This window comes from Pseudomonas fluorescens HK44, assembly GCF_000217955.3.
Taxonomy (GTDB): domain Bacteria; phylum Pseudomonadota; class Gammaproteobacteria; order Pseudomonadales; family Pseudomonadaceae; genus Aquipseudomonas; species Aquipseudomonas fluorescens_AQ.
The window spans coordinates 53,925-73,899 of record NZ_AFOY02000028.1 but is presented as its reverse complement, the minus strand read 5'-3'; the positions used below and the strand labels follow the sequence as shown (position 1 = coordinate 73,899).

The 19,975-nt window shown below is 59.0% G+C and carries 17 protein-coding genes; 12 read left to right on the top strand and 5 right to left on the bottom strand.

The genetic code is table 11. From position 1 onward, the window contains the following. The 6 genes from pcaH (at position 1) to pcaC (ending at position 5,432) form a co-directional block, all read left to right on the top strand. Positions 1-705: a protocatechuate 3,4-dioxygenase subunit beta gene (gene pcaH / locus HK44_RS28260; protein ID WP_019692200.1), complete on the top strand. Its 705-nt coding sequence runs from the start codon at positions 1-3 to the stop codon at positions 703-705. A gap of 1 nt (position 706) precedes the next feature. Further along, the gene (gene pcaG / locus HK44_RS28255) at positions 707-1,273 is read left to right on the top strand and encodes a protocatechuate 3,4-dioxygenase subunit alpha (protein ID WP_019692201.1); all 567 of its coding nucleotides are present in this window, start codon (positions 707-709) and stop codon (positions 1,271-1,273) included. Positions 1,274-1,509: 236 nt separating this feature from the next. Next, on the top strand, positions 1,510-2,805 hold the full coding sequence (locus HK44_RS28250; RefSeq protein ID WP_019692202.1) for an MFS family transporter: 1,296 nt from the start codon (positions 1,510-1,512) through the stop codon (positions 2,803-2,805). Positions 2,806-2,854: 49 nt separating this feature from the next. Next, a complete protein-coding gene (locus HK44_RS28245; RefSeq protein ID WP_019692203.1) occupies positions 2,855-4,216 on the top strand; it encodes a 3-carboxy-cis,cis-muconate cycloisomerase in 1,362 nt (453 codons plus the stop codon). A 12-nt stretch (positions 4,217-4,228) separates the two neighbouring features. Further along, a complete protein-coding gene (gene pcaD, locus HK44_RS28240) occupies positions 4,229-5,029 on the top strand; it encodes a 3-oxoadipate enol-lactonase (protein ID WP_019692204.1) in 801 nt (266 codons plus the stop codon). 10 nt (positions 5,030-5,039) lie between these two features. Further along, positions 5,040-5,432 (top strand): 4-carboxymuconolactone decarboxylase, encoded by a 393-nt coding sequence (pcaC, locus tag HK44_RS28235; RefSeq protein ID WP_019692205.1) that lies wholly within the window; start codon positions 5,040-5,042, stop codon positions 5,430-5,432. Positions 5,433-5,491: 59 nt separating this feature from the next. Here pcaC and HK44_RS28230 read toward each other — a convergent pair whose 3' ends face one another. Both HK44_RS28230 and HK44_RS28225 read right to left on the bottom strand, forming a co-directional pair. Further along, positions 5,492-6,391, bottom strand: a complete 900-nt coding sequence (locus HK44_RS28230; RefSeq protein WP_031319753.1) for a polysaccharide deacetylase family protein — start codon at positions 6,389-6,391, stop codon at positions 5,492-5,494. Between the two features lie 150 nt (positions 6,392-6,541). Beyond that, a complete protein-coding gene (locus HK44_RS28225) occupies positions 6,542-7,804 on the bottom strand; it encodes an OprD family porin (protein ID WP_019692207.1) in 1,263 nt (420 codons plus the stop codon). A 618-nt stretch (positions 7,805-8,422) separates the two neighbouring features. Between HK44_RS28225 and HK44_RS28220 the strand changes: the two genes are divergently transcribed. From HK44_RS28220 to HK44_RS28200, 5 genes are all read left to right on the top strand, one after another. Continuing rightward, positions 8,423-8,680, top strand: a complete 258-nt coding sequence (locus HK44_RS28220) for an Os1348 family RiPP precursor (RefSeq protein ID WP_019692208.1) — start codon at positions 8,423-8,425, stop codon at positions 8,678-8,680. A gap of 113 nt (positions 8,681-8,793) precedes the next feature. Continuing rightward, entirely contained in the window at positions 8,794-9,270 is a 477-nt protein-coding gene (locus HK44_RS28215) for a GNAT family N-acetyltransferase (protein ID WP_019692209.1), read from the top strand. 14 nt (positions 9,271-9,284) lie between these two features. After that, entirely contained in the window at positions 9,285-10,445 is a 1,161-nt protein-coding gene (locus HK44_RS28210; RefSeq protein ID WP_019692210.1) for an aKG-HExxH-type peptide beta-hydroxylase, read from the top strand. Between the two features lie 16 nt (positions 10,446-10,461). Beyond that, complete coding sequence (locus tag HK44_RS28205) at positions 10,462-12,435, top strand: multinuclear nonheme iron-dependent oxidase (RefSeq protein WP_019692211.1); 1,974 nt, start codon at positions 10,462-10,464, stop codon at positions 12,433-12,435. Positions 12,436-12,834: 399 nt separating this feature from the next. Next, entirely contained in the window at positions 12,835-13,206 is a 372-nt protein-coding gene (locus HK44_RS28200; protein WP_019692212.1) for a DUF6124 family protein, read from the top strand. A gap of 79 nt (positions 13,207-13,285) precedes the next feature. Here HK44_RS28200 and adeC read toward each other — a convergent pair whose 3' ends face one another. From adeC to emhA, 3 genes are read right to left on the bottom strand one after another with little or no spacing between them, the layout of a single operon-like run. Continuing rightward, positions 13,286-14,746, bottom strand: coding sequence for an AdeC/AdeK/OprM family multidrug efflux complex outer membrane factor (adeC, locus tag HK44_RS28195; RefSeq protein WP_019692213.1), 1,461 nt, complete (start codon positions 14,744-14,746; stop codon positions 13,286-13,288). Next, positions 14,743-17,910 (bottom strand): efflux RND transporter permease subunit EmhB, encoded by a 3,168-nt coding sequence (gene emhB, locus HK44_RS28190; protein WP_019692214.1) that lies wholly within the window; start codon positions 17,908-17,910, stop codon positions 14,743-14,745. The genes adeC and emhB overlap by 4 nt, the downstream gene beginning before the upstream one ends. A 3-nt stretch (positions 17,911-17,913) precedes the next feature. Beyond that, complete coding sequence (gene emhA, locus HK44_RS28185) at positions 17,914-19,071, bottom strand: efflux RND transporter periplasmic adaptor subunit EmhA (protein WP_019692215.1); 1,158 nt, start codon at positions 19,069-19,071, stop codon at positions 17,914-17,916. A 267-nt stretch (positions 19,072-19,338) separates the two neighbouring features. On the opposite strand from emhA, the gene emhR reads away from it, so the two are divergent. Next, positions 19,339-19,971, top strand: a complete 633-nt coding sequence (gene emhR / locus HK44_RS28180) for an efflux system transcriptional repressor EmhR (protein ID WP_019692216.1) — start codon at positions 19,339-19,341, stop codon at positions 19,969-19,971. The last annotated feature ends 4 nt before the right edge of the window (positions 19,972-19,975 follow it).

Below are 19,975 nucleotides of genomic sequence, written 5' to 3'. Positions count from 1 at the left end.
ATGACTGACAAGCCTGGTTACCGTCGTCCGCAAGGGGGCACCCAGCCGGAATATTTGCATCCGGCCTATCAATCGACCAACCGCCGTTCGCCGTCCAGGCCGTTAGTGTTTTTGCCTCACTCATTGTCGGAAATTACCGGTCCGACCATTGGCGCCGAGTCTCTGCAAGAACGGGATAACGATCTGACCGCCCAACATCAGGGCGCGCCATTGGGTGAGCGGATCATCATTCACGGCCGCGTGCTGGATGAGAACGGCTTGCCGGTGCCGGGGATTCTGCTGGAGATCTGGCAGGCCAACGCCGCTGGCCGCTACAACCATGACCGCGACCTGCATGATGCGCCGCTGGACCCGAACTTCACCGGCACCGGTCGCACCGTGACCGACGCCGATGGCTGGTATCAGTTCCAGACCATCAAGCCTGGCGCTTACCCGTGGGGCAACCACCCCAATGCCTGGCGCCCGGCGCATATCCATTTCTCGCTGTTCGGGCCGAGCATTCTGACCCGGCTGGTCACGCAGATGTACTTCCCCGGTGATCCGTTGCTGGCCTACGACCCGATTTACAACTGCGTACCCGATACCAGCGCCAAAGAGCGTTTGATCGCCAGTTTCGACCTGGAAAAAACCATCCCGTCCTACGCCCTCGGTTATCGTTGGGACATCGTTTTGCGCGGCCGCGATGCCACGCCGATGGAGAAATAAGATGACGCTGAACGCGACGACGTCCCACACGGTCGGGCCGTATTACCACATCGGTCTGACCTGGTTGAACCGTGAAAACCTGACCGTTGAACAAACCCTCGGCGAACGTGTGACGATCACCGGGCAAGTGGTCGATGGCAACGGCGATTTCGTCAACGACGCGATGCTGGAAGTCTGGCAGGCCAATGCCGCTGGCAAGTATGACCATCCAGAAGATCAGCAGGACAAACCGCTGGACCCGAATTTCGAAGGGTTTGGCCGAGTGCCGGTGGACGCAGAAGGGCGATTCCGTTTCACCACCATCAAGCCGGGGACAGTGCCGGGGCTCAAGGGCAGTACACAGGCGCCGCACCTGGTGGTGCTGGTGTTTGCCCGTGGCCTGGTCAAGCACTTGCTGACGCGAATCTATTTTGACGGTGAACCGGCCAACACCGGCGACCCGCTGCTGGCCTGTGTGCCTGAAGAGCGCCGCACGACCTTGATGGCGAAAGACAATGGCACGGGCACGTTGCAGTGGAACGTGATTCTGCAGGGCACCGATGCCGAGACGGTGTTTTTCGATTACTGAGTTCACCGCGCTTCTGTGGCGAGGGAGCTTGCTCCCGCTGGTCTGCGTAGCAGACCCAAAACCTGGCTGTGCAGTTCTTCATATTGAACTGGTCGGCCGGATTTACGACCGCTTCGCGGCCGAGCGGGAGCAAGCTCCCTCGCCACAGGTTTATCGCAGTGTTCGGGTTTGTTCTGTGGAGCGGGGCTGTTGCAAAGTATGTCTAGACTCTCACTGTCCCCATCGAGTGCAAAAACATGACAACAATAACCAGTCTCTACACCGCTGAAGAGCGTGGCAAAAGGATCTTTGCAATTGTCGGGGCTTCTTCCGGCAACCTGGTCGAGTGGTTCGACTTCTATGTTTACGCCTTCTGCGCGATCTATTTTGCCCCGGCGTTTTTCCCCTCCGACAACCCCACGGTGCAACTGGTTAACACCGCCGGAGTGTTCGCCGCAGGGTTTTTGATGCGTCCCATCGGCGGCTGGCTGTTTGGTCGGGTGGCCGACAAGCACGGGCGCAAGAACTCCATGATGATTTCGGTGTTGATGATGTGCGCCGGCTCATTGCTGATCGCCTGCCTGCCGACCTACAAGGACATCGGCGTCTGGGCACCGCTCCTGCTACTGGTGGCTCGCCTGATTCAGGGCGTGTCGGTGGGCGGTGAATACGGCACCACCGCGACCTATATGAGTGAAGTTGCACTCAAGGGCCAGCGCGGTTTCTTCGCCTCGTTCCAGTACGTGACCTTGATCGGCGGCCAACTGTTGGCCGTGTCGTTGGTGGTGATCCTGCAACAGTTCCTGACTGAGGACGACCTGCGTGCCTGGGGCTGGCGGATTCCGTTCGTGGTCGGTGCTGCGGCGGCATTGATTTCGCTGTTCCTGCGCCGTTCGCTGAAAGAAACCACCAGCAAGGAAATGCGTGAAAACAAGGATGCCGGCAGCATGGCCGCGCTGTTCAAGCACAACACCGCCGCCTTTATTACCGTGCTCGGTTTCACCGCCGGTGGTTCGCTGATTTTCTACACCTTCACCACCTATATGCAGAAGTACCTGGTGAACACCGCCGGGATGCCCGCCAAGACCGCCAGTTACATCATGACCGGCGTACTGTTTCTATATATGTGCATGCAACCGCTGTTCGGCACGCTCGCCGACAAGATCGGCCGGCGTAACTCGATGCTTTGGTTCGGTGCTCTGGGAACACTGTTCACCGTGCCGATCCTGCTGACCTTGAAGTCGGTGACCAACCCGTTCCTGGCGTTTGGGCTGATCACCGTGGCATTGGCCATCGTCAGTTTCTACACCTCGATCAGCGGTCTGGTGAAAGCCGAAATGTTCCCGCCGCAAGTCCGTGCGCTGGGGGTGGGCCTGGCCTACGCGGTGGCCAATGCGATCTTCGGCGGTTCGGCCGAGTACGTGGCCTTGAGCCTGAAATCGGTGGGTATCGAAAACTCCTTCTACTGGTACGTGACGGCGATGATGGCGGTCGCCTTCCTGTTCAGCCTGCGTTTGCCGAGACAGGCAGCGTATTTGGAACACGAACTTTGACTTGTCGGCGCGCGCCTGAAGCGGGCGCGCGCCGCGTAAGGAATCCTCTATGCAACGACCGGGCAATCAATTGTTCGATGCCTATTTCACGGCTCGAAATATGCGTGAGGTGTTCAGCGATCAGGGCCGGGTTCAGGCCATGCTCGATTTTGAAGCCGCATTGGCTCGGGCCGAGGCGCGGGTCGGGCTGATTCCGGCATCTGCCGTTGCCCCGATCGAGGCGGCTTGCCGGGCCGAGCACTACGACTTTGCTGCTCTTGGCGAGGCGATAGCCATTGCCGGTAACTCGGCAATTCCGTTGGTCAAGGTGTTGGGCAAGCAGATCGCCGCGCATGATCAGGACGCCGAACGTTATGTGCATCTGGGCGCAACCAGTCAGGATGTGATGGACACCGGGCTGGTGCTGCAATTGCGCCAGGCACTGCACTTGATCGACAGCGATCTGGCGCGACTCGGCGAAGCGTTGGCGATCCAGGCCCGACGGCATGTGGTCACGCCACTGGCCGGACGTACCTGGTTGCAACATGCGACGCCAGTCACGTTGGGGATGAAAATCGCCGGTTGGCTGGGGGCGGTGACGCGCAGTCGGCAACGTCTGCACGCACTCAAGCCGCGCCTGCTGGTGCTGCAATTTGGTGGTGCCAGCGGAACCCTCGCAGCCCTCGGCGAGCAGGCCATGCCGATTGCCGAAGCGCTGGCGCAGGAGCTGCAACTCACGTTGCCGGAACAACCCTGGCACACCCAGCGCGACCGGCTGGTGGAGTTCGGCGCAGCACTTGGCCTGATCGCCGGCAGCCTCGGCAAGCTGGGCCGCGACATCAGCCTGCTGATGCAGACCGAAGCGGCGGAAGTCTTCGAACCTTCGGCACCGGGCAAGGGCGGCTCCTCGACCATGCCGCACAAACGCAACCCGGTGGGCGCGGCGGTGCTGATCGGTGCTGCGACGCGCGTTCCCGGATTGCTGTCGACACTGTTCAGCGCCATGCCGCAAGAGCACGAACGCAGCCTGGGGTTGTGGCATGCCGAGTGGGAAACCCTGCCGGAAATCTGCTGCCTGGTGTCCGGTGCCTTGCAGCAAGCGCAGTTGATAACAGAGGGGCTGGAGGTCGACGCCGAGCGCATGGCGCAGAACCTCGATTTGACTCAAGGCCTGGTGCTGGCTGAAGCCGTCAGCATCGTCCTCGCCCAACGGATCGGTCGCGACAAAGCCCACCATCTGCTGGAGCTGTGCTGCAAACGCGCGGTGGCCGAGCAGCGACATTTACGTGCGGTGCTCGGTGATGAGCCGCACGTGACTGCCGAGCTATCGAGTGCTGAACTCGATCAATTGATGAACCCTGCGCACTACCTTGGTCAGGCTCAAACCTGGGTTGAGCGTGCGCTGGCCGAACATTTTGCCCTGACTGCCTGAAGGAGAATTTTTGTGGGATTCGTACAACTCGCCGACGGCGAACTGAACTACCAACTCGACGGTCCTGAACACGCTCCGGTGCTGGTGCTGTCCAACTCGCTGGGCACCGATCTGCACATGTGGGACGTGCAGATTCCGGCGTTCACCCAACACTTGCGCGTGCTGCGTTTCGACACTCGCGGTCATGGCCGTTCGCTGGTGACGCCGGGGCCGTACAGCATCGAGCAGTTGGGTCGTGATGTGCTGGCGCTGCTGGATGCCCTGAACATCGAGCGCGCCCATTTTTGCGGTCTGTCCATGGGCGGGTTGATCGGTCAGTGGCTGGGGATCAACGCCGGCGAGCGTCTGCACAAACTGGTGGTGTGCAACACCGCGGCGAAGATCGGTGATCCTTCTGTCTGGAACCCGCGTATCGAGACCGTACTGCGTGACGGTCCGGCGGCGATGGTCGCACTGCGCGATGCGTCGATTGCCCGTTGGTTTACCCCGGACTTCGCCGAAGCCAATCCAGCGGTGGCGAAACAGATCACCGACATGCTCGCCGCCACTTCACCGCAAGGTTATGCCGCCAATTGCGCGGCGGTACGCGATGCCGATTTCCGCGAGCAACTGGCATCGATCACGGTGCCGACCCTGGTCATCGCTGGCACCGAAGACGCGGTCACGCCACCTTCCGGCGGGCACTTTATTCAAGAACGGGTGAGCGGCGCCGAGTACGCCGAGTTCTACGCCGCCCATTTGTCCAACGTTCAGGCCGGCAGCGCGTTCAGTGACCGGGTGCTGGGTTTTTTGTTCGCTGAACAGTCTATCTGAGGAGCGATTTGTGGACGAGAAACAACGTTACGCCGACGGCATGCAAGTGCGTCGCGCGGTGCTCGGCGATGCCCATGTCGATCGCAGCCTGGCGACCCTGACCGAGTTCAATGCCGAGTTTCAGGACATGATCACCCGCCACGCCTGGGGTGACATCTGGACTCGCCCTGGCTTGCCACGCCACACCCGCAGCCTGATCACCATCGCCATGCTGATCGGCATGAACCGCAACGAAGAGCTGAAACTGCACCTGCGTTGCGCGGCGAACAATGGCGTCACCCGCGCCGAGATCAAGGAAGTGCTGATGCAGAGCGCGATCTACTGCGGCATCCCGGCGGCCAATGCAACCTTCCACCTGGCCGAGTCGGTGTGGGATGAGTTGGGTGTCGAATCGCGCGAGTAGTCGCGACCTCCGGCCCTGACACGACTGTCAGGGCCGTGCTGCTTCAGCGACGGTGTGCCTCAATGGGAGTTGCTGTCCCAGAACCAGCTCCACACGCCAGGCAAATGCACCGGTTGCGCGGCATCGCGTACGGTGCGGGCCATGGCGGCCCGTTGCACGGCTGCCTGGTCGTCGTAAAACGGTTTGGCGGCGGTTGTCACACCGGTCTCGCGGGCGCTGTCGAGCAGAATCTGTAGGTACTCCCCCATATGCCAGGACGTGTAGCGATTGAGGTCGTGAAACGTCACCACCACTGGAATAACACCGTCGACCGTCGGCAGTTCGCCGGCCGCAATCCGTTCGCGCACCTCGGACATTTGCCTGAGCATGTTGGAACGCCGGCGCGGGCTGCCATTGAAGCCCCATATTTTTCCGTCATTGGCGCTCAGGTCGGTCAGCAACACATGCAAGCCATGGTGTTGATACGCGGCGAACGTACGTTTGTCGTAATTCCAGAACGGTGGCCGCAACAGTACTGGCGTGCTGCCGGTGATCGCCGCAATGTCCGCAGAGCCTTGGGTGAGCGACTGTTCGAGTTCTTCCGGGGAGAGCGAGCGGTGATTGGTATGCCACTGCGTGGCGGTGTGGAAGCCCAGGGTCTGGCCCTCGGCATGTTCACGCTGCATGATTTTTTTGCCCAGTTCGCTGCCACCGGCCCGGGGGGCTTGTGTCTGCACGAAGAACACGGCCTTGATACCCGGTTCAATCGGGTTGTTGGCGAGTACATCGAGAACGGCACTGGTCGGATTGAAAAAACTGGACGCGCTTGGACCGTCGTCGAAGGTCAGCAGAAAGCGGATCGGCGGGGTCGAGCGCAGAATCTGCTCGGTCTTCGGGGTCAGTTCGATCGGCGGGCCGATACAGCCGCTGAGGCCGACCGTTACAGCAAGGGTTAATAAAACAGCGGCGATCAATTTCATGTTTTTTGGCTTGGCCCGCGATAGATCAGGATGAGCGCAGGCCGTCAGCGCGCAATTATTTACCACGCGCAAGACCATCGCTCCTATGGAAGTCTCCATAGGAGCATAACGGTGCTGAACGGTTCATGTCCTTGCGGTATTTTTATCGCGTCAGAGCAGGCTGATCGGATAGCTGACGATCAGGCGGTTTTCGTCGAACTCATTGTTGCTGTAGTCCCGGCGCATGGTCGAGTTGCGCCACCTGACGTTGAGGTTTTTCAGGCTACCGCTTTGCACGGTGTAGCCGATTTCGCTCTCGCGGCCCCATTCCTTGCCGTTGGTGACGGTCCCGGTGTGCACGTTGTCGCCGCTGATATAGCGGTTCATCAGGGTCAGGCCGGGAATACCGGCGGCAGCGAAGTTGTAGTCGTGGCGCAGTTGCCAGGATTTCTCCCGGGCGTTGTCGTAGCTCGAATTGTAACTGTCGTTGGCCAGCGTCCCGCCGCTGGTGCCGTTGACCCGCATCCAGGCATTGTCGCCGGTGAGCTTCTGCAAGCCGACATAGAAGGTGTTGCCGCCATATTTGGCCGAGAACAGCCCGGACCAGGTTTTGTTATCGAGGTCGCCGGCCCGTGCGCTGCCATCTTCCTTGCCATAGAAGAAGCCAAGGTTGGCGCCCAGCGTCCAGTCGCCCAGTGGCTGGGTGTGGACCAGGTTGATAAATTGCTGGCTGTAGATGTCCTTGAGCTGGGCATTCCACACCCCGATTTGCGTGCGCTTGTCGTTAAAGCTGTATTCGGCGCCCTCAAAGTTGAAACGGTCGGACGTGACGGCGGGTTTGCCGGTCATCGACATGTCACTCATGCTGCTGTCGTCACGCGGGCTGTTGCCGCGCATTTGACCGCCGTAGAGCGTCAGGCCGTCGATTTCCTTCGAGGTGACCTGGCCGCCGCGAAACGTCTGGGGCAACGAGCGTCCATCGTCCGAGCGCAGGATCGGCAACACCGGCATCCATTCACCGACTTTCAACTCGGTCTTGGAAAGCTTCGCCTTGAACGCCACGCCCAGACGTCCGAAGTTATCGGCGGGGCGACCATCGTGGTCCAGCGGCAGCAGCTGCGTCCCGCCAGTGCCGCGTCCACCATCGAGTTTCACCGAGTACAGGCCCAATACGTCCATGCCGAAACCGACGGTGCCCTGGGTGAACCCGGATTTGGCATCGAGGATGAAGCTTTGCGTCCATTCTGCCGCCGTGCCCTGCGCATGGGTCGGGTTGGTGAAGTTGCGGTTGAAGTAGAAGTTGCGCAGGTTCAGGTTGGCTTGGGCGCCGTCTAGAAAACCCGACTCTTCGGCTAGCGCCGGGAGGGCTGCGCTGACCAGTGCGGTGGTCAATAGAGTCGGCAAAAGCTGTTTTGCACAGGTGGAAGGCTTCATGAAGTCGGGTCTCTCTAATTGTTAGGGATGAAGCAGGACGCAGCCGCAACCAAGGGGTTGCAGACAAAAATTCGAATTCGGGTCAACGAACGGGAGAGATCAGCCGGAGCGGGTAGGGTGTGCAGTCATGGTGCCGGACCTGTTGTTATTGGTTCTTGTCGGTGGGGAATGGTGCGGGGGATCAATGGAGGGATTCAATCGGGCGTACCGGGTTTTGGGCGATAATCGAACACTAATAGATGCCTGTCGAGGGGCTGGTGCATGGAACATTGTTAATTAAATCCCCAGGTTATCCGGGTCAATAGTGAGGGCCGGGTTGTGTGATCTATTAATGGCGCGCCTGTGTGTGGGTTGATATTAAGTAGAAGTATTTATTGCTTTGGTTGTAAGCGCTTTCCTACAGTTCTTGTTGTCATTAAACGGCTATTGATAATCGCCAGTTAACCTTAAGAAACGGTGTTGTCGATTATCGTGAAACGGTTTAAAGGGATCCGTGGGTATGGCTGGAAAAGAACAGTGGCCTTGCTATATTCAAAGTCCTCAGGGCGGGCAAGGGAAAGTTTCATGCTTCGTCAGGGGTGCATTTTTCGTCATGCCGAAATAACAAGGAGAAGTACCATGAGCAATAAAGTCAATCAGCAAACCTTGGCCACGGTTGTTGGACGTGCCGTGCTGGATCCGGGGTTTGCCGATGCACTTCACAATGATCCTGCCACGGCAGCTAAAAATATTGGTGTGCATCTAAGTGCTGATGAAATTGCGGCGGTTAAAGGCATTGATGCTGCAAAACTGTCAGCCGCCTCTGCCGGTATTCGAAGTAATCTGGGGACGCGTGCCATATTTGATACCCAGCAACAGCAAGCGCGCATGGATTAACGGCCGGTGATGCCATTTGGCGTACCCCGAAAGGTGGGTCTTTCACGCAGGTACGCCGAATGGCTTTATGAAATGTCATGAGGCACAGCGGTCGAGCGCGGAGTGAATGACTCATGTCTGTCACCTTGGCTCCAATGGATAACGCGGACTTTGCAACGTTCGCCGAAAGAGCCGTTGCTGAATATGGTGACGGTATGGTCGTCGCGGGGGAGTGGGCCCATGAGGAGGCCGGGCAAAGGGCCCGTAGTGTCTTCGAGCAATTGTTGCCGCAAGGGCGGTTGACTGAAAAAAACCAACTCTGGGTGATCAAGGATCAAGCGCGTCGCATTGGCGAGTTGTGGGTCGCCGAGCGACACACCTGTGCCGGCAAGAGTGCCTTCATTCTGGACATTTACATTGACCCCGGAGAGCGCCGCCGGGGTTATGCAAAACAATCACTGTCGGCCCTCGAGTCATGGGCACGCCAGGCGGGATGCGAAGAAGTGCGACTGCATGTCTTTGGTCGCAACGATGCGGCGCGTCGTCTTTATGAACAATCAGGGTATGGCGTCGCCAGTCTGACGATGGCGAAGCCGTTGCCGCCTACCTAAGGGAAGGTTGAAAAATGGAAATCGGGAACAGTGGTCTGCGTGAGCTATCCGATGACGAGTTGTTTCAGGGCACGACATTCCTGCCGGACACGGAGCTTTCACGATTTGAGGTATTGCTGGAACGTGTCAGTCGCAATCGCTACACAAGCTTTGTTGCGCTGTACACCGAACTTTTTCAACTATTTCCCAATGCTCCGCAGCTGGCGGAGTTTTTCGAGCAGGCGTTTAATCTTATCGTGCCGCCGACCCGCGAGCAGCGCGTGATTATTAATGATCCGGTGTTTCAAGTGTGGAGTGTATTGACTGCTCATTATGCCAACCTGGTCATCACGAAAAAGGCGGCGAATACTGAAGCGTTAGAGCAAATGTTGATCGAGTTCCCACTGATGCTGGCGCGGGTGAAAAAAAACGACAGTGTTCACATGAATGATTATTGTCCCCCGGTGTATCAGTTTGATGTTGATCCGTTGGTGACGAGAGTGGCGCCGCCCAGTTATGAATTTCCGGGGGATGAAGCGACCCGTAAACAATTGGAGCGTCATGGTCATTCCGTGAGTTTCTTTTGCGATGTGGTGAATATTGCGCTGTTGCGGATAGAGCACACGTGGCCCGCCTGTCGTGAACAGTTTAGAAAACTGGTCAAGTCCATCTGTTATTTACCCGATGGTTCATTTCGAAGCTGTTCGGCTTCGCGCTTCACCGGGATCATCCTCGTATCGAACCGGGATGATTCAATACTCGACCTGGAAGAGTCGCTGGTGCATGAGGCGACTCATCAATTGCTCTACAACATTGTCGAAGTGTGCCCGGTCGTCAAGGATGAGACCTCGCGGGAGGCGTTGTTCACCTTGCCGTGGTCGGGGCAGAAGCGTGACCTCTATGGCTATTTCCATGCGTTTTTCGTGTACGTCGCGTTGGTCAAATACCTGGAGCGGGTTCGTTCGCGCTCGTCCCATGAACTGCAGCGGGCGCAAAAGCGCCTGGTGTTCATCCTGCAAGGCTTGATCAAGGCGTTGCCCGATTTCGAAGCCAGCACCGATTTCACCCCTCAAGGGCGCCAACTGCTGGAAAACCTGGTTCAAGAAGTCAGAGCGCTGGAAAGTCAGCACGCCGGGTTGTTGGCGATATCGGGGGCTGCGGCAGGGGCTAAACGCATGCTGGGCCTGACCGGTTAACGCCAGGGAGGCGGACATGGCGATGTTTGATGCTTCGCAATTTCCCGAGGCCGGCGTCGGGCTGGAATACCATTTGCCACGGCGCACGCCTCAGGGTGAGTTATCGTGGGAGGGGCTCGACCCGACCGTCGAACGGATTCTCGCCGAGGGCTTGCTGCCCTTCGATTACGTCGAGTTTCAGCCGACGCACTGCATTCTGGAACCGCGTCTGCTTGAGCTCGCTGTGCAAGTACCGAGCTTGCTGCATTCTTCCAGTTTGTCCTTGGGCAGCGTGGGCATCGCGATGGACCGCGAGTTTTTGCAAATGACTCGGCGGCTGTGCGAGAAAACCCGCTCACCCTGGTTGGCTGAGCATATTTCCTGGTCGCGGTTCCACGGTGGCGACACTCAGCATTTCATTTTGCCGACTCTGGCCCAAGAGGTGGCTGACACGGTGGTGGCCAACGCCATCGAATTGCGTGACCTCACGGCAACGCCACTGGTGCTTGAAAACGCGCCACGGTTGTTTTCGTTGCACGATGCACAAGAACCATCTGAAGGCGCGTTCATCTCCAGGGTGGTGGAACGCAGTGGCTCGGGCTTTCTGCTGGACCTCGACAGCGCGATCGCGACCGCCAGAACCCTGGGTTACGACCTGAACAACTACTTGCGTTCGTTGCCGCTGGACCGGCTGATTGAAATACATACCGGCCATCCGCGGCGGGATTGGGACATCTTGCGTCACTTGTTTGATTCATCGCCGGTGAAAGCGATCACCCTTGAGTGGGATATTTCCCGCAAAACCGATGATGCAGAATTGTTGACGTTGATCACGGCCATCAAGTCCCTTCGGCCCAAGGCCTTGTACTGGCGGGGTTTTGCCCGGCAGGAGCCGCAAACGCAACTCGAGCAGGGGGCGCAAACCCTGTTGAAACTCAGGGAAAGCACCTGGCTCAGCGTCGGCTCGGCATCGTTTTTTATCCGGGATCGGCAGTGGGACCTGAGTCTGGAATTCGGTGTGAAGTTTCTGCCGTTGCTGCGCCACTTCCTGACTCCCCAGACACTGGGCAGTGCCTTGTTGCTGCCGGGTGTTTTGCAGAGTCCCGAGCAGGACGACAACCTGGCGTTCCTGCGGGAACTGATCAGCCAGGGTGTCCTGCAACCGGTCGAGACGCCCTCTGACACTGACACTTGCGTTGAGCGTAGCCAGCCGGCCAGCCTTTGGGCCCATTGGGACGCGGCGCTGGAGTTTTACCTGAGCACCCGGACCGGGTCGCATACGCCCTACATCAGCGTCAGCGACCTGGAAACGCAGCTTGAGCAAAAGGCCTCGGCGCGACGCCAGCCGTCGGCGTTCAAGGATTATTTCTCCCATCCTTTCGTTGCCCTGGAAAACCCGCTGCTGGCGCCTTCCTGCGCGATCGCCCAATCGACATTGCTCGACTCGCTGTGCGAGCGCCGCACGTCGCGAACCTTCAGTGACCAGCCGTTGAGCGCGCAGCGATTGTCCCTGTTGCTCTACTACACCTGGGGCGCGACGGTCATGGAGCAGAACCGCATGGGGGATTATTTCCTGAAGAAAACCTCACCGGCCGGCGGTTCGCTGCAGGGCACCGAGGTGTATGCGGTGCTGATGAATGTGCAAGGTTTCGAACGCGGTCTTTACCACTATTCGGTACGCCGCCACGGGCTTGAGCTGCTGTCACGGGAAGACCCGCGAGTCTGGATCAGCGAAGCCTGTGGTGAACAGCCGTGGATCAAGGACGCAGCGGCAGTGTTTGTGTCCACGGCGCGGGTCGAGCGGATGGCCTGGAAGTACGAGTTCAGCCGGGCACTGCGAGTGGCGTTGATGGATGTGGGGCATCTGAGTCAGACCTTTTCACTGGTGGCCACCGCCCTTGGGCTGGGCTGTTTCACCACCGCGGCATTACGCGATGAACTGTTCGAAAACCGGCTGGGACTCAACTATCTGGAGGAGCCGGTGTTTCTGGTCAATGGGGTTGGAGGGTGAGGCGTTCTGTCATTTGAAATGGGTCCCCCAAAAAACGGTGATGAAGGCTAGCTACGGGTGTTTAAGCTTGCCTACGTAGTGCCCATCAGAAGCTACAACGCCTTGCGTCACGGCCTACACCTGCGCCAGAATCCGCCGGCTTGTGCGCTTTGGGCGTCGCCTCTATTGTTTTCGTGTCGCTGATTATCAGTGATCGGGTTTAGTCGCTCGCGGTTCTCCAAGGCGCATCACGCAACAATCAGTCAGGTATTCTTTATCCCTGCACTTGATGGTGGCTGTGCGCAGGGCGCTTCGGCGCGCCGGATTTCCTTGGGTCCCCGGTCGACTAACCTGCGTACAGCCGCCACCCTTTGTTTAGTCGCGAAGTGGTGGCAGCTCCAACCTTAAGGACCCAATACCATGTTCAAAGCCACTCCAAATCCGCCTGAAACCGACCCCGTTTCCCCCTACGCCTCCCTCGACTCAAAAGAACTCCACGCCGCCGCGCACCGTGCGCTCGACCACTACCTGGTACTGCCTGAGACCAAGACATTGTTAGCCGACCGACGCCCCGGCTGCATTTTCGTCATCGCCCCCGACGTCGACTCTGAAACCCTGCTGGCCCACGCCTGCGAAACCCTCGCCTCGGTCAATGTCATGGCCAGCGATCTGGCCTTTGAGCTCGAAGGCCCCAAGCGCAATACCGCGCTGGCGATTCAACAGATGATTTCCCTGGCCGAGTTGGCGGTGAATCGGGCGCTGGATAACCTCGATCCACCTGAATCGACGTAGGCGCAGGCTCCTACGCGGGACACAGCCCAAAAAAAGCCCACCAAATGGTGGGCTTCGTTTTTGCTTCAGAACATTGCTATCAGAACATTTTCAGCTTCGGTGCTTGTTCTTTCACCGGCTCGTTCTTCGCGGTTTGCGCGTTCCAGCCACCGCCCAGTGCCTTGTACAGATTCACTTCGCTGATCAGTTGCGACAGGCGGTCGGTGATCAACGATTGCTGCGCGCTGAACAACTGACGCTGGGCGTCGAGGAAGGTCAGATTGCTGTCGACACCGATGCGGTAGCGACGCTCGGCCAGGCGGTAGTAATTCTGGTTGGCGGCCACCAGATCACGCTGGGCCTGCAACTGTTCGTTGAAGGTCAGGCGTGCGGCGAGGCCGTCGGAGACTTCCTGGAAGGCGGTCTGGATCGACTTCTCGTACTGCGCGATCGTGATGTCTTTCTGGATTTTCGAGTAATCCAGGCTGGCGCTCAGGGCGCCGGCATTGAAGATCGGCAGGTTGATTTGTGGCTGGAACAGCCAGGTCCCCGACCCCCCCTTGAACAGACCGGAGAGATCCGGGCTCAGGGTGCCGGCATTGGCGGTCAGGCTGATGCTCGGGAAGAACGCTGCCCGTGCCGCGCCGATGTTGGCGTTGGCAGCCTTGAGCTTGTGTTCGGCTTCAAGGATGTCCGGGCGACGTTGCAGCAGGTCGGACGGCAGACCGGCCGGTACTTCGCTGAGCAGGTCATCGGACAACGGTTTGCCCGCTGCCAGGTTGGCCGGTAAACCGGTGCCCAACAGCAGCGCCAGACTGTTTTCATCCTGAGCCACCAAGCGAGTGAATTTCGCCTGTTGGACCCGGGCAGTTTCCACGGCCGTACGCGACTGGCTCAGGTCCAGCGCCGACGCCACGCCGACTTCGTTGCTACGGGCGGTAAGCCGGTAGCTTTCTTCGAAGGTGGCGAGGGTGTCCTGGGACAGTTTCAGCTGTTCCTTGTCGGCCTGCCAGGTCAGGTAGGCGTTGGCCACGCTGGCCACCAGGCTGATCTGGGTGCTACGGCGTGCTTCTTCAGTGGCGAAGTACGATTGCAGCGCTTGTTCGTTCAGGCTGCGAACGCGACCGAACAGGTCGAGTTCATAGGCGCTGACGCCCACGGTGGCCGAGTAGGAGCTGGTGATGCCCTCTTTGCCGGTTTGCGACATCCGCGCCGGAACCCGCTGACGGCTGCCGGTGCCGGTCGCCGAGACGGCCGGGAACAGGTCGGCGCGCGAGATGCGGTATTGGGCCGCAAAGGCGTCGATGTTCAGCGCCGCGACACGCAGGTCGCGGTTGTTCTCCAGAGCGGTCTGGATCAGCTGTTGCAGCGCCGGGTCACGGAAAAACTGCTTCCAGCCTTGTTCGGCGGCGGCCTGGCTTGCGGCCTGGGCCGGCGAATACGCCGGACCTTCTGGGTATTGCGCCGCAATCGGTGCGGCAGGCTGCTGATAATCCGGTATCAGCGAGCAGCCACCGAGCACGAACGCGGCGATGGCTAGAGAGAGTAGTGACTTGCTCATTGGCCAGCCTCTTTAGGAGTTTCAATAGCGTCGACATCCTGGTCCGCAGTCTTGCGTTGACCCATCGACGACACGGTGACAAAGAACAGTGGGACCCAGAAGATCGCCAGTACGGTGGCCGTCAGCATACCGCCGATGACGCCGGTACCGATCGCATGCTGGCTACCCGAACCTGCGCCGGTGGAAATGGCCAGCGGTACCACGCCGAGGACGAACGCCAGCGAGGTCATGATGATCGGTCGCAAACGCATCCGACAGGCTTCGATGGCTGCGTCAGTCAGGCTGCGCCCTTGTTCATGCAGTTCCTTGGCAAATTCGACAATCAGAATGGCGTTTTTCGCCGCCAGACCGATGGTGGTCAATAGACCCACCTGGAAGTACACGTCGTTGGACAGGCCGCGCAGGCTGGTGGCGAGCAGGGCACCGATGATCCCCAGCGGTACAACCAGCATTACCGCAATCGGAATCGACCAGCTTTCGTACAGCGCTGCCAGACAGAGGAAGACCATCAGCAACGACAAGGCGTACAGCGCCGGAGCTTGCGAGCCGGACAGACGCTCCTCATACGACAGACCAGTCCAGGAAATACCCACGCCTGCCGGCAGTTTCTGGGCCAGGGCTTCGACTTCGGCCATGGCCTCACCGGTACTGTAGCCAGGCGCCGGAGTACCGAGGATTTCCACGGCCTCTACGCCGTTGTAACGCGCCAGTTTCGGCGAGCCGTAGATCCACTCGCCCTTGGCGAACGCGGAGAACGGAACCATGGTGCCGTGGCTGTTGCGTACGTACCATTTCTTCAGGTCTTCAGGGCTCATGCGAGCACCCGGCTGGCCTTGTACGTAAACCTTTTTCACTCGACCACGGTCGATGAAGTCGTTGACGTAGCTACTGCCCAGCGCGATTGACAGCGTGCTGTTGATGTCGGCCATCGTGATGCCCAAGGCACTGGCCTTTTCATCGTCGATTTCCAGCTGGTATTGCGGTTCGTCGTTCAGGCCGTTCGGACGCACCTGCGACAGCACCTTGCTCTGCGCCGCCATACCGAGGAACTGGTTGCGGGCAGCCATCAACTTGTCGTGACCGATGCCGGCGCGATCCTGCAGGAACACGTCGAAACCGGTGGCGTTACCCAGTTCCAGTACCGCAGGTGGCGCGAAAGCGAACACCATGGCGTCACGGAAGGTGAAGAAGTGCTGTTGGGCACGGGCCGCGACCTTGAACACGCTGTTGTCGGCGTTCCGCTCACCCCAAGGCTTGAGCATGATGAACGCCATGCCCGAGCTCTGGCCACGGCCGGCAAAGTTGAAGCCGGTCACGGTAAACACCGAGTTCACCGCATCGCCTTCACCGCCGTCCTTGCCAGGACGCAGCAGGAATTCCCGCATCTCGTCCACGACCACTTGGGTACGCTGGGAGGTGGAGCCGGCCGGGGTCTGGACCTGGGCAAACAGTACGCCCTGGTCTTCTTCCGGCAGGAACGCCGTTGGAATGCGGGTGAACAGCCAGATCATGCCGACGACGATGATGATGTAGGCCAGCAGGAACGGCGCCTTGTGCTTGAGCATGTTGCCGACACCGCGCTCGTAGCTTTTGACGCTACGGTCGAAGTTACGGTTGAACCAGCCGAAGAAGCCGCGTTTCGGAGCGCCGTGCTCGCCTTTCGGAATTGCCTTGAGCATGGTGGCGCAAAGCGCCGGGGTGAAGATCAAGGCCACCAGGACCGACAACGCCATGGCCGAAACGATGGTGATCGAGAACTGCTTGTAGATCACCCCGGTCGAACCGCTGAAGAACGCCATCGGCAGCAGTACTGCCGACAGAACCAACGCGATACCGACCAGTGCCCCCTGGATCTGGCCCATGGATTTCTTGGTGGCTTCCTTGGGCGAGAGTCCTTCTTCGCTCATCACCCGTTCGACGTTTTCCACCACGACGATGGCATCGTCCACCAGCAAGCCGATGGCGAGCACCATGCCGAACATGGTCAGGGTGTTGATGCTGAAACCGAACGCCGCGAGGATCCCGAACGTACCCAGCAGAACCACCGGTACGGTCATGGTGGTGATGACTGTGGCGCGGAAGTTTTGCAGGAACAGGAACATCACCAGGAATACCAGCACGATCGCTTCGACCAGGGTTTCAACCACACCCTTGATCGACTCGGTCACCACCGGAGTGGTGTCGTACGGGAACACCACTTCCATCCCTTGCGGGAAGAACGGCTTGAGGTTGTCGATGGTCTTGCGTAGCGCTTTAGCGGTGTCGAGGGCGTTGGCGCCGTTGGCCAGTTTCACTGCCAGACCGGAAGCCGGGCTGCCGTTGAACTGGGCGCTGACGCTGTAGTTCTCGCCACCGAGGCCGACATCGGCGACATCAGACAGGCGAACCTGCGAGCCGTCCTTGTTGACCCGGAGCAGGATTTCCTTGAACTGCTCGGCTGTCTGCAAGCGGGTCTTGCCGATGATCGTCGCGTTCAGTTGTTGGCCGGGCAGGGCGGGCAGGCCGCCGAGTTGACCGGAGGAAACCTGGACGTTCTGCGCGGCGATGGCGGTTTTGACATCGACCGGGGTCAGGTTGAAGTTGTTCAACTTGGCCGGGTCGAGCCAGATACGCATGGCGTACTGGGCACCAAACACCTGGAAGTCACCGACACCGGCAGTCCGTGAGATCGGGTCCTGCATGTTGGAAACGATGTAGTTGGACAGGTCGTCCTTGGTCATGCTGCCGTCGCGCGAGACCACGCCGATGACCATCAGGAAGTTTTTCACTGCCTTGGTCACGCGGATACCCTGTTGCTGCACTTCTTGCGGCAGCAGCGGGGTGGCCAGGTTCAGTTTGTTCTGGACCTGAACCTGTGCGGTATCGGAGCTGGTGCCCTGCTCGAAGGTCGCGGTAATGGTCATGCTGCCGTCGGAGTTACTTTCCGAGGACACATAACGCAGGTTATCGATACCGTTGAGCTGCTGTTCGATCACCTGTACCACGGTGTCCTGCACGGTTTGTGCAGAAGCACCCGGGTAGGTGACGGAAATGGCGATCGCCGGCGGGGCGATGCTCGGGTATTGGTTGATCGGCAACTTGAGGATCGATAGTGCCCCGACCAACATGATCACCAGGGCAATTACCCAGGCGAAAATTGGACGGTCGATAAAAAATTTCGACATGGTTTACTCCGCTTTGCCGCCTGCTACTTTGTTTGATGCCTGCGCAGGGGCCGGGTTTTTCGCTGCTATGTTAGTCGCTTCGCTGACTTTGACTTCAACGCCCGGTCTGACGAATTGCAGTCCTTCGGTGATCAGGCGATCGCCGGCCTTGAGGCCGTCTTCAACCAGCCATTGGCTGCCAACGGTGCGACTGGCCTTGAGCTGACGCAGTTCGACCTTGTTGTCCGCACCGACCACCAGAGCGGTTGGCGCCCCTTTGAGGTCACGGGTCACGCCCTGTTGCGGCGCGAGAATCGCCGCCGCGTTCACACCTGCTTGCAGTTGTGCATGAACGAACATGCCCGGCAGCAGGGTGTGGTCCGGGTTCGGGAACACGGCGCGCAAGGTCACGGAACCGGTGGTCTGGTCGACCGACACTTCAGAGAACTCAAGCTTGCCTTGTTGCTTGTACTGGCTGCCGTCTTCGAGGGTCAGCTTGACCATGGCGGCATTCTCGCCAGCCTTTTGCAGACGACCGCTTTCCAGTTCGCGGCGCAGTTCCAGCAGCTCGACCGAGGACTGGGTAACGTCGACGTAGATCGGGTCCAGTTGCTGGATCACGGCCATGGCGTCTGCCTGACCATTGTTGACCAGCGCACCTTCGGTAACCGAAGAGCGGCCGATGCGACCGGAAATCGGCGCATAAACCTTGGTGTAGCGCACATTGATCTGCGCGCTTTTCAGGGCCGCTTCCGATTGCAGGCGGTTGGCCACGGCGGTGTCGTATTCCTGACGGCTTACGGCTTGCTCGCTGACCAGTTGTTTGTAGCGATCGGAAATCGACTTGGTCGATTGCAGATTGGCTTGCGCACTATTCAGCGTGGCTTCATAGACCGAAGGGTCGATCTGATAAAGCTGCTGGCCTTCCTTCACTTCGCCGCCTTCTTTAAACAGGCGCTTGAGAATGATGCCGTTGACCTGTGGACGAACTTCCGCGATGCGGTAGGCCGTTGTGCGGCCCGGCAGCTCGGATGTCAGGGTAAAGGCTTGAGGTTGAAGGGTTACGACGCCGACCTGAGGGGCTGGAGCGGCAGGGGCCGCCTCTTCCTTTTTACATCCGCTGAGCAGCGATGCCAGGGCGACGGCAGTAACCAGAGCGGTAACAGCTGGCTTGAATTGCATGAAGATCCTCGGGTCAGGCGCGCAACAGGCGCACCAGAAAAGTGGAAAGGTAAAAAAATTGTACCGGGTGGATAAGTAGCTTGCTAAGGAATATACTTACGTTCATGGTTGTTTGTAAATAGCCTGACTCAGTAACCACCCGGTTACAAAAGTCGATGCAAGGTGAGAATTGTAGGCTGGGGACGAGACCTCAGAGCGCTCGCCCCCACATTTGTTCAGACGGTGTACAGACATCGCTGAAGCATTCCTGATTGAGGTTTTACTGCCATGGTCCGTCGCACCAAAGAGGAAGCTCAAGAAACCCGCAGCCAGATACTCGAAGCGGCAGAAAAGGCCTTTTACGAAAGGGGCGTGGCGCGCACGACACTGGCGGACATCGCTACCCTGGCCGGTGTTACGCGCGGGGCCATCTACTGGCATTTCAGCAATAAGGCCGATCTGGTTCAGGCCATGCTCGACAGCTTGCATGAGCCGCTGGATGAGATGGCCCGGGCGAGCGAAAGTGAAGAGGAAGAGGATCCGCTGGGATGCATGCGCAAACTGCTGATTCATTTGTTTCATCAAGTTGCCCTGGACCCGAAGACCCGACGCATCAATGAGATTCTGTTCCACAAGTGCGAATTCACTGATGAAATGTGTGATCTGCGCCAGCAGCGCCGGGAGGTCAGCCTCGATTGCAATGTGCGCATCGGCCTGGCCCTGCGTAATGCGGTGAATCGGGGGCAGATGCCGGAAAACCTCGACACTGCCCGTGCGGCGATCAGCATGCATGCCTACATCAATGGCATCCTGTATCAGTGGCTGCTCGCTCCTGACAGTTTTCAACTGCACTCCGAAGCCGAGCGTTGGGTCGATACAGGGTTGGATATGCTGCGCTTGAGCCCCAGCCTGCGCAAATGAAACA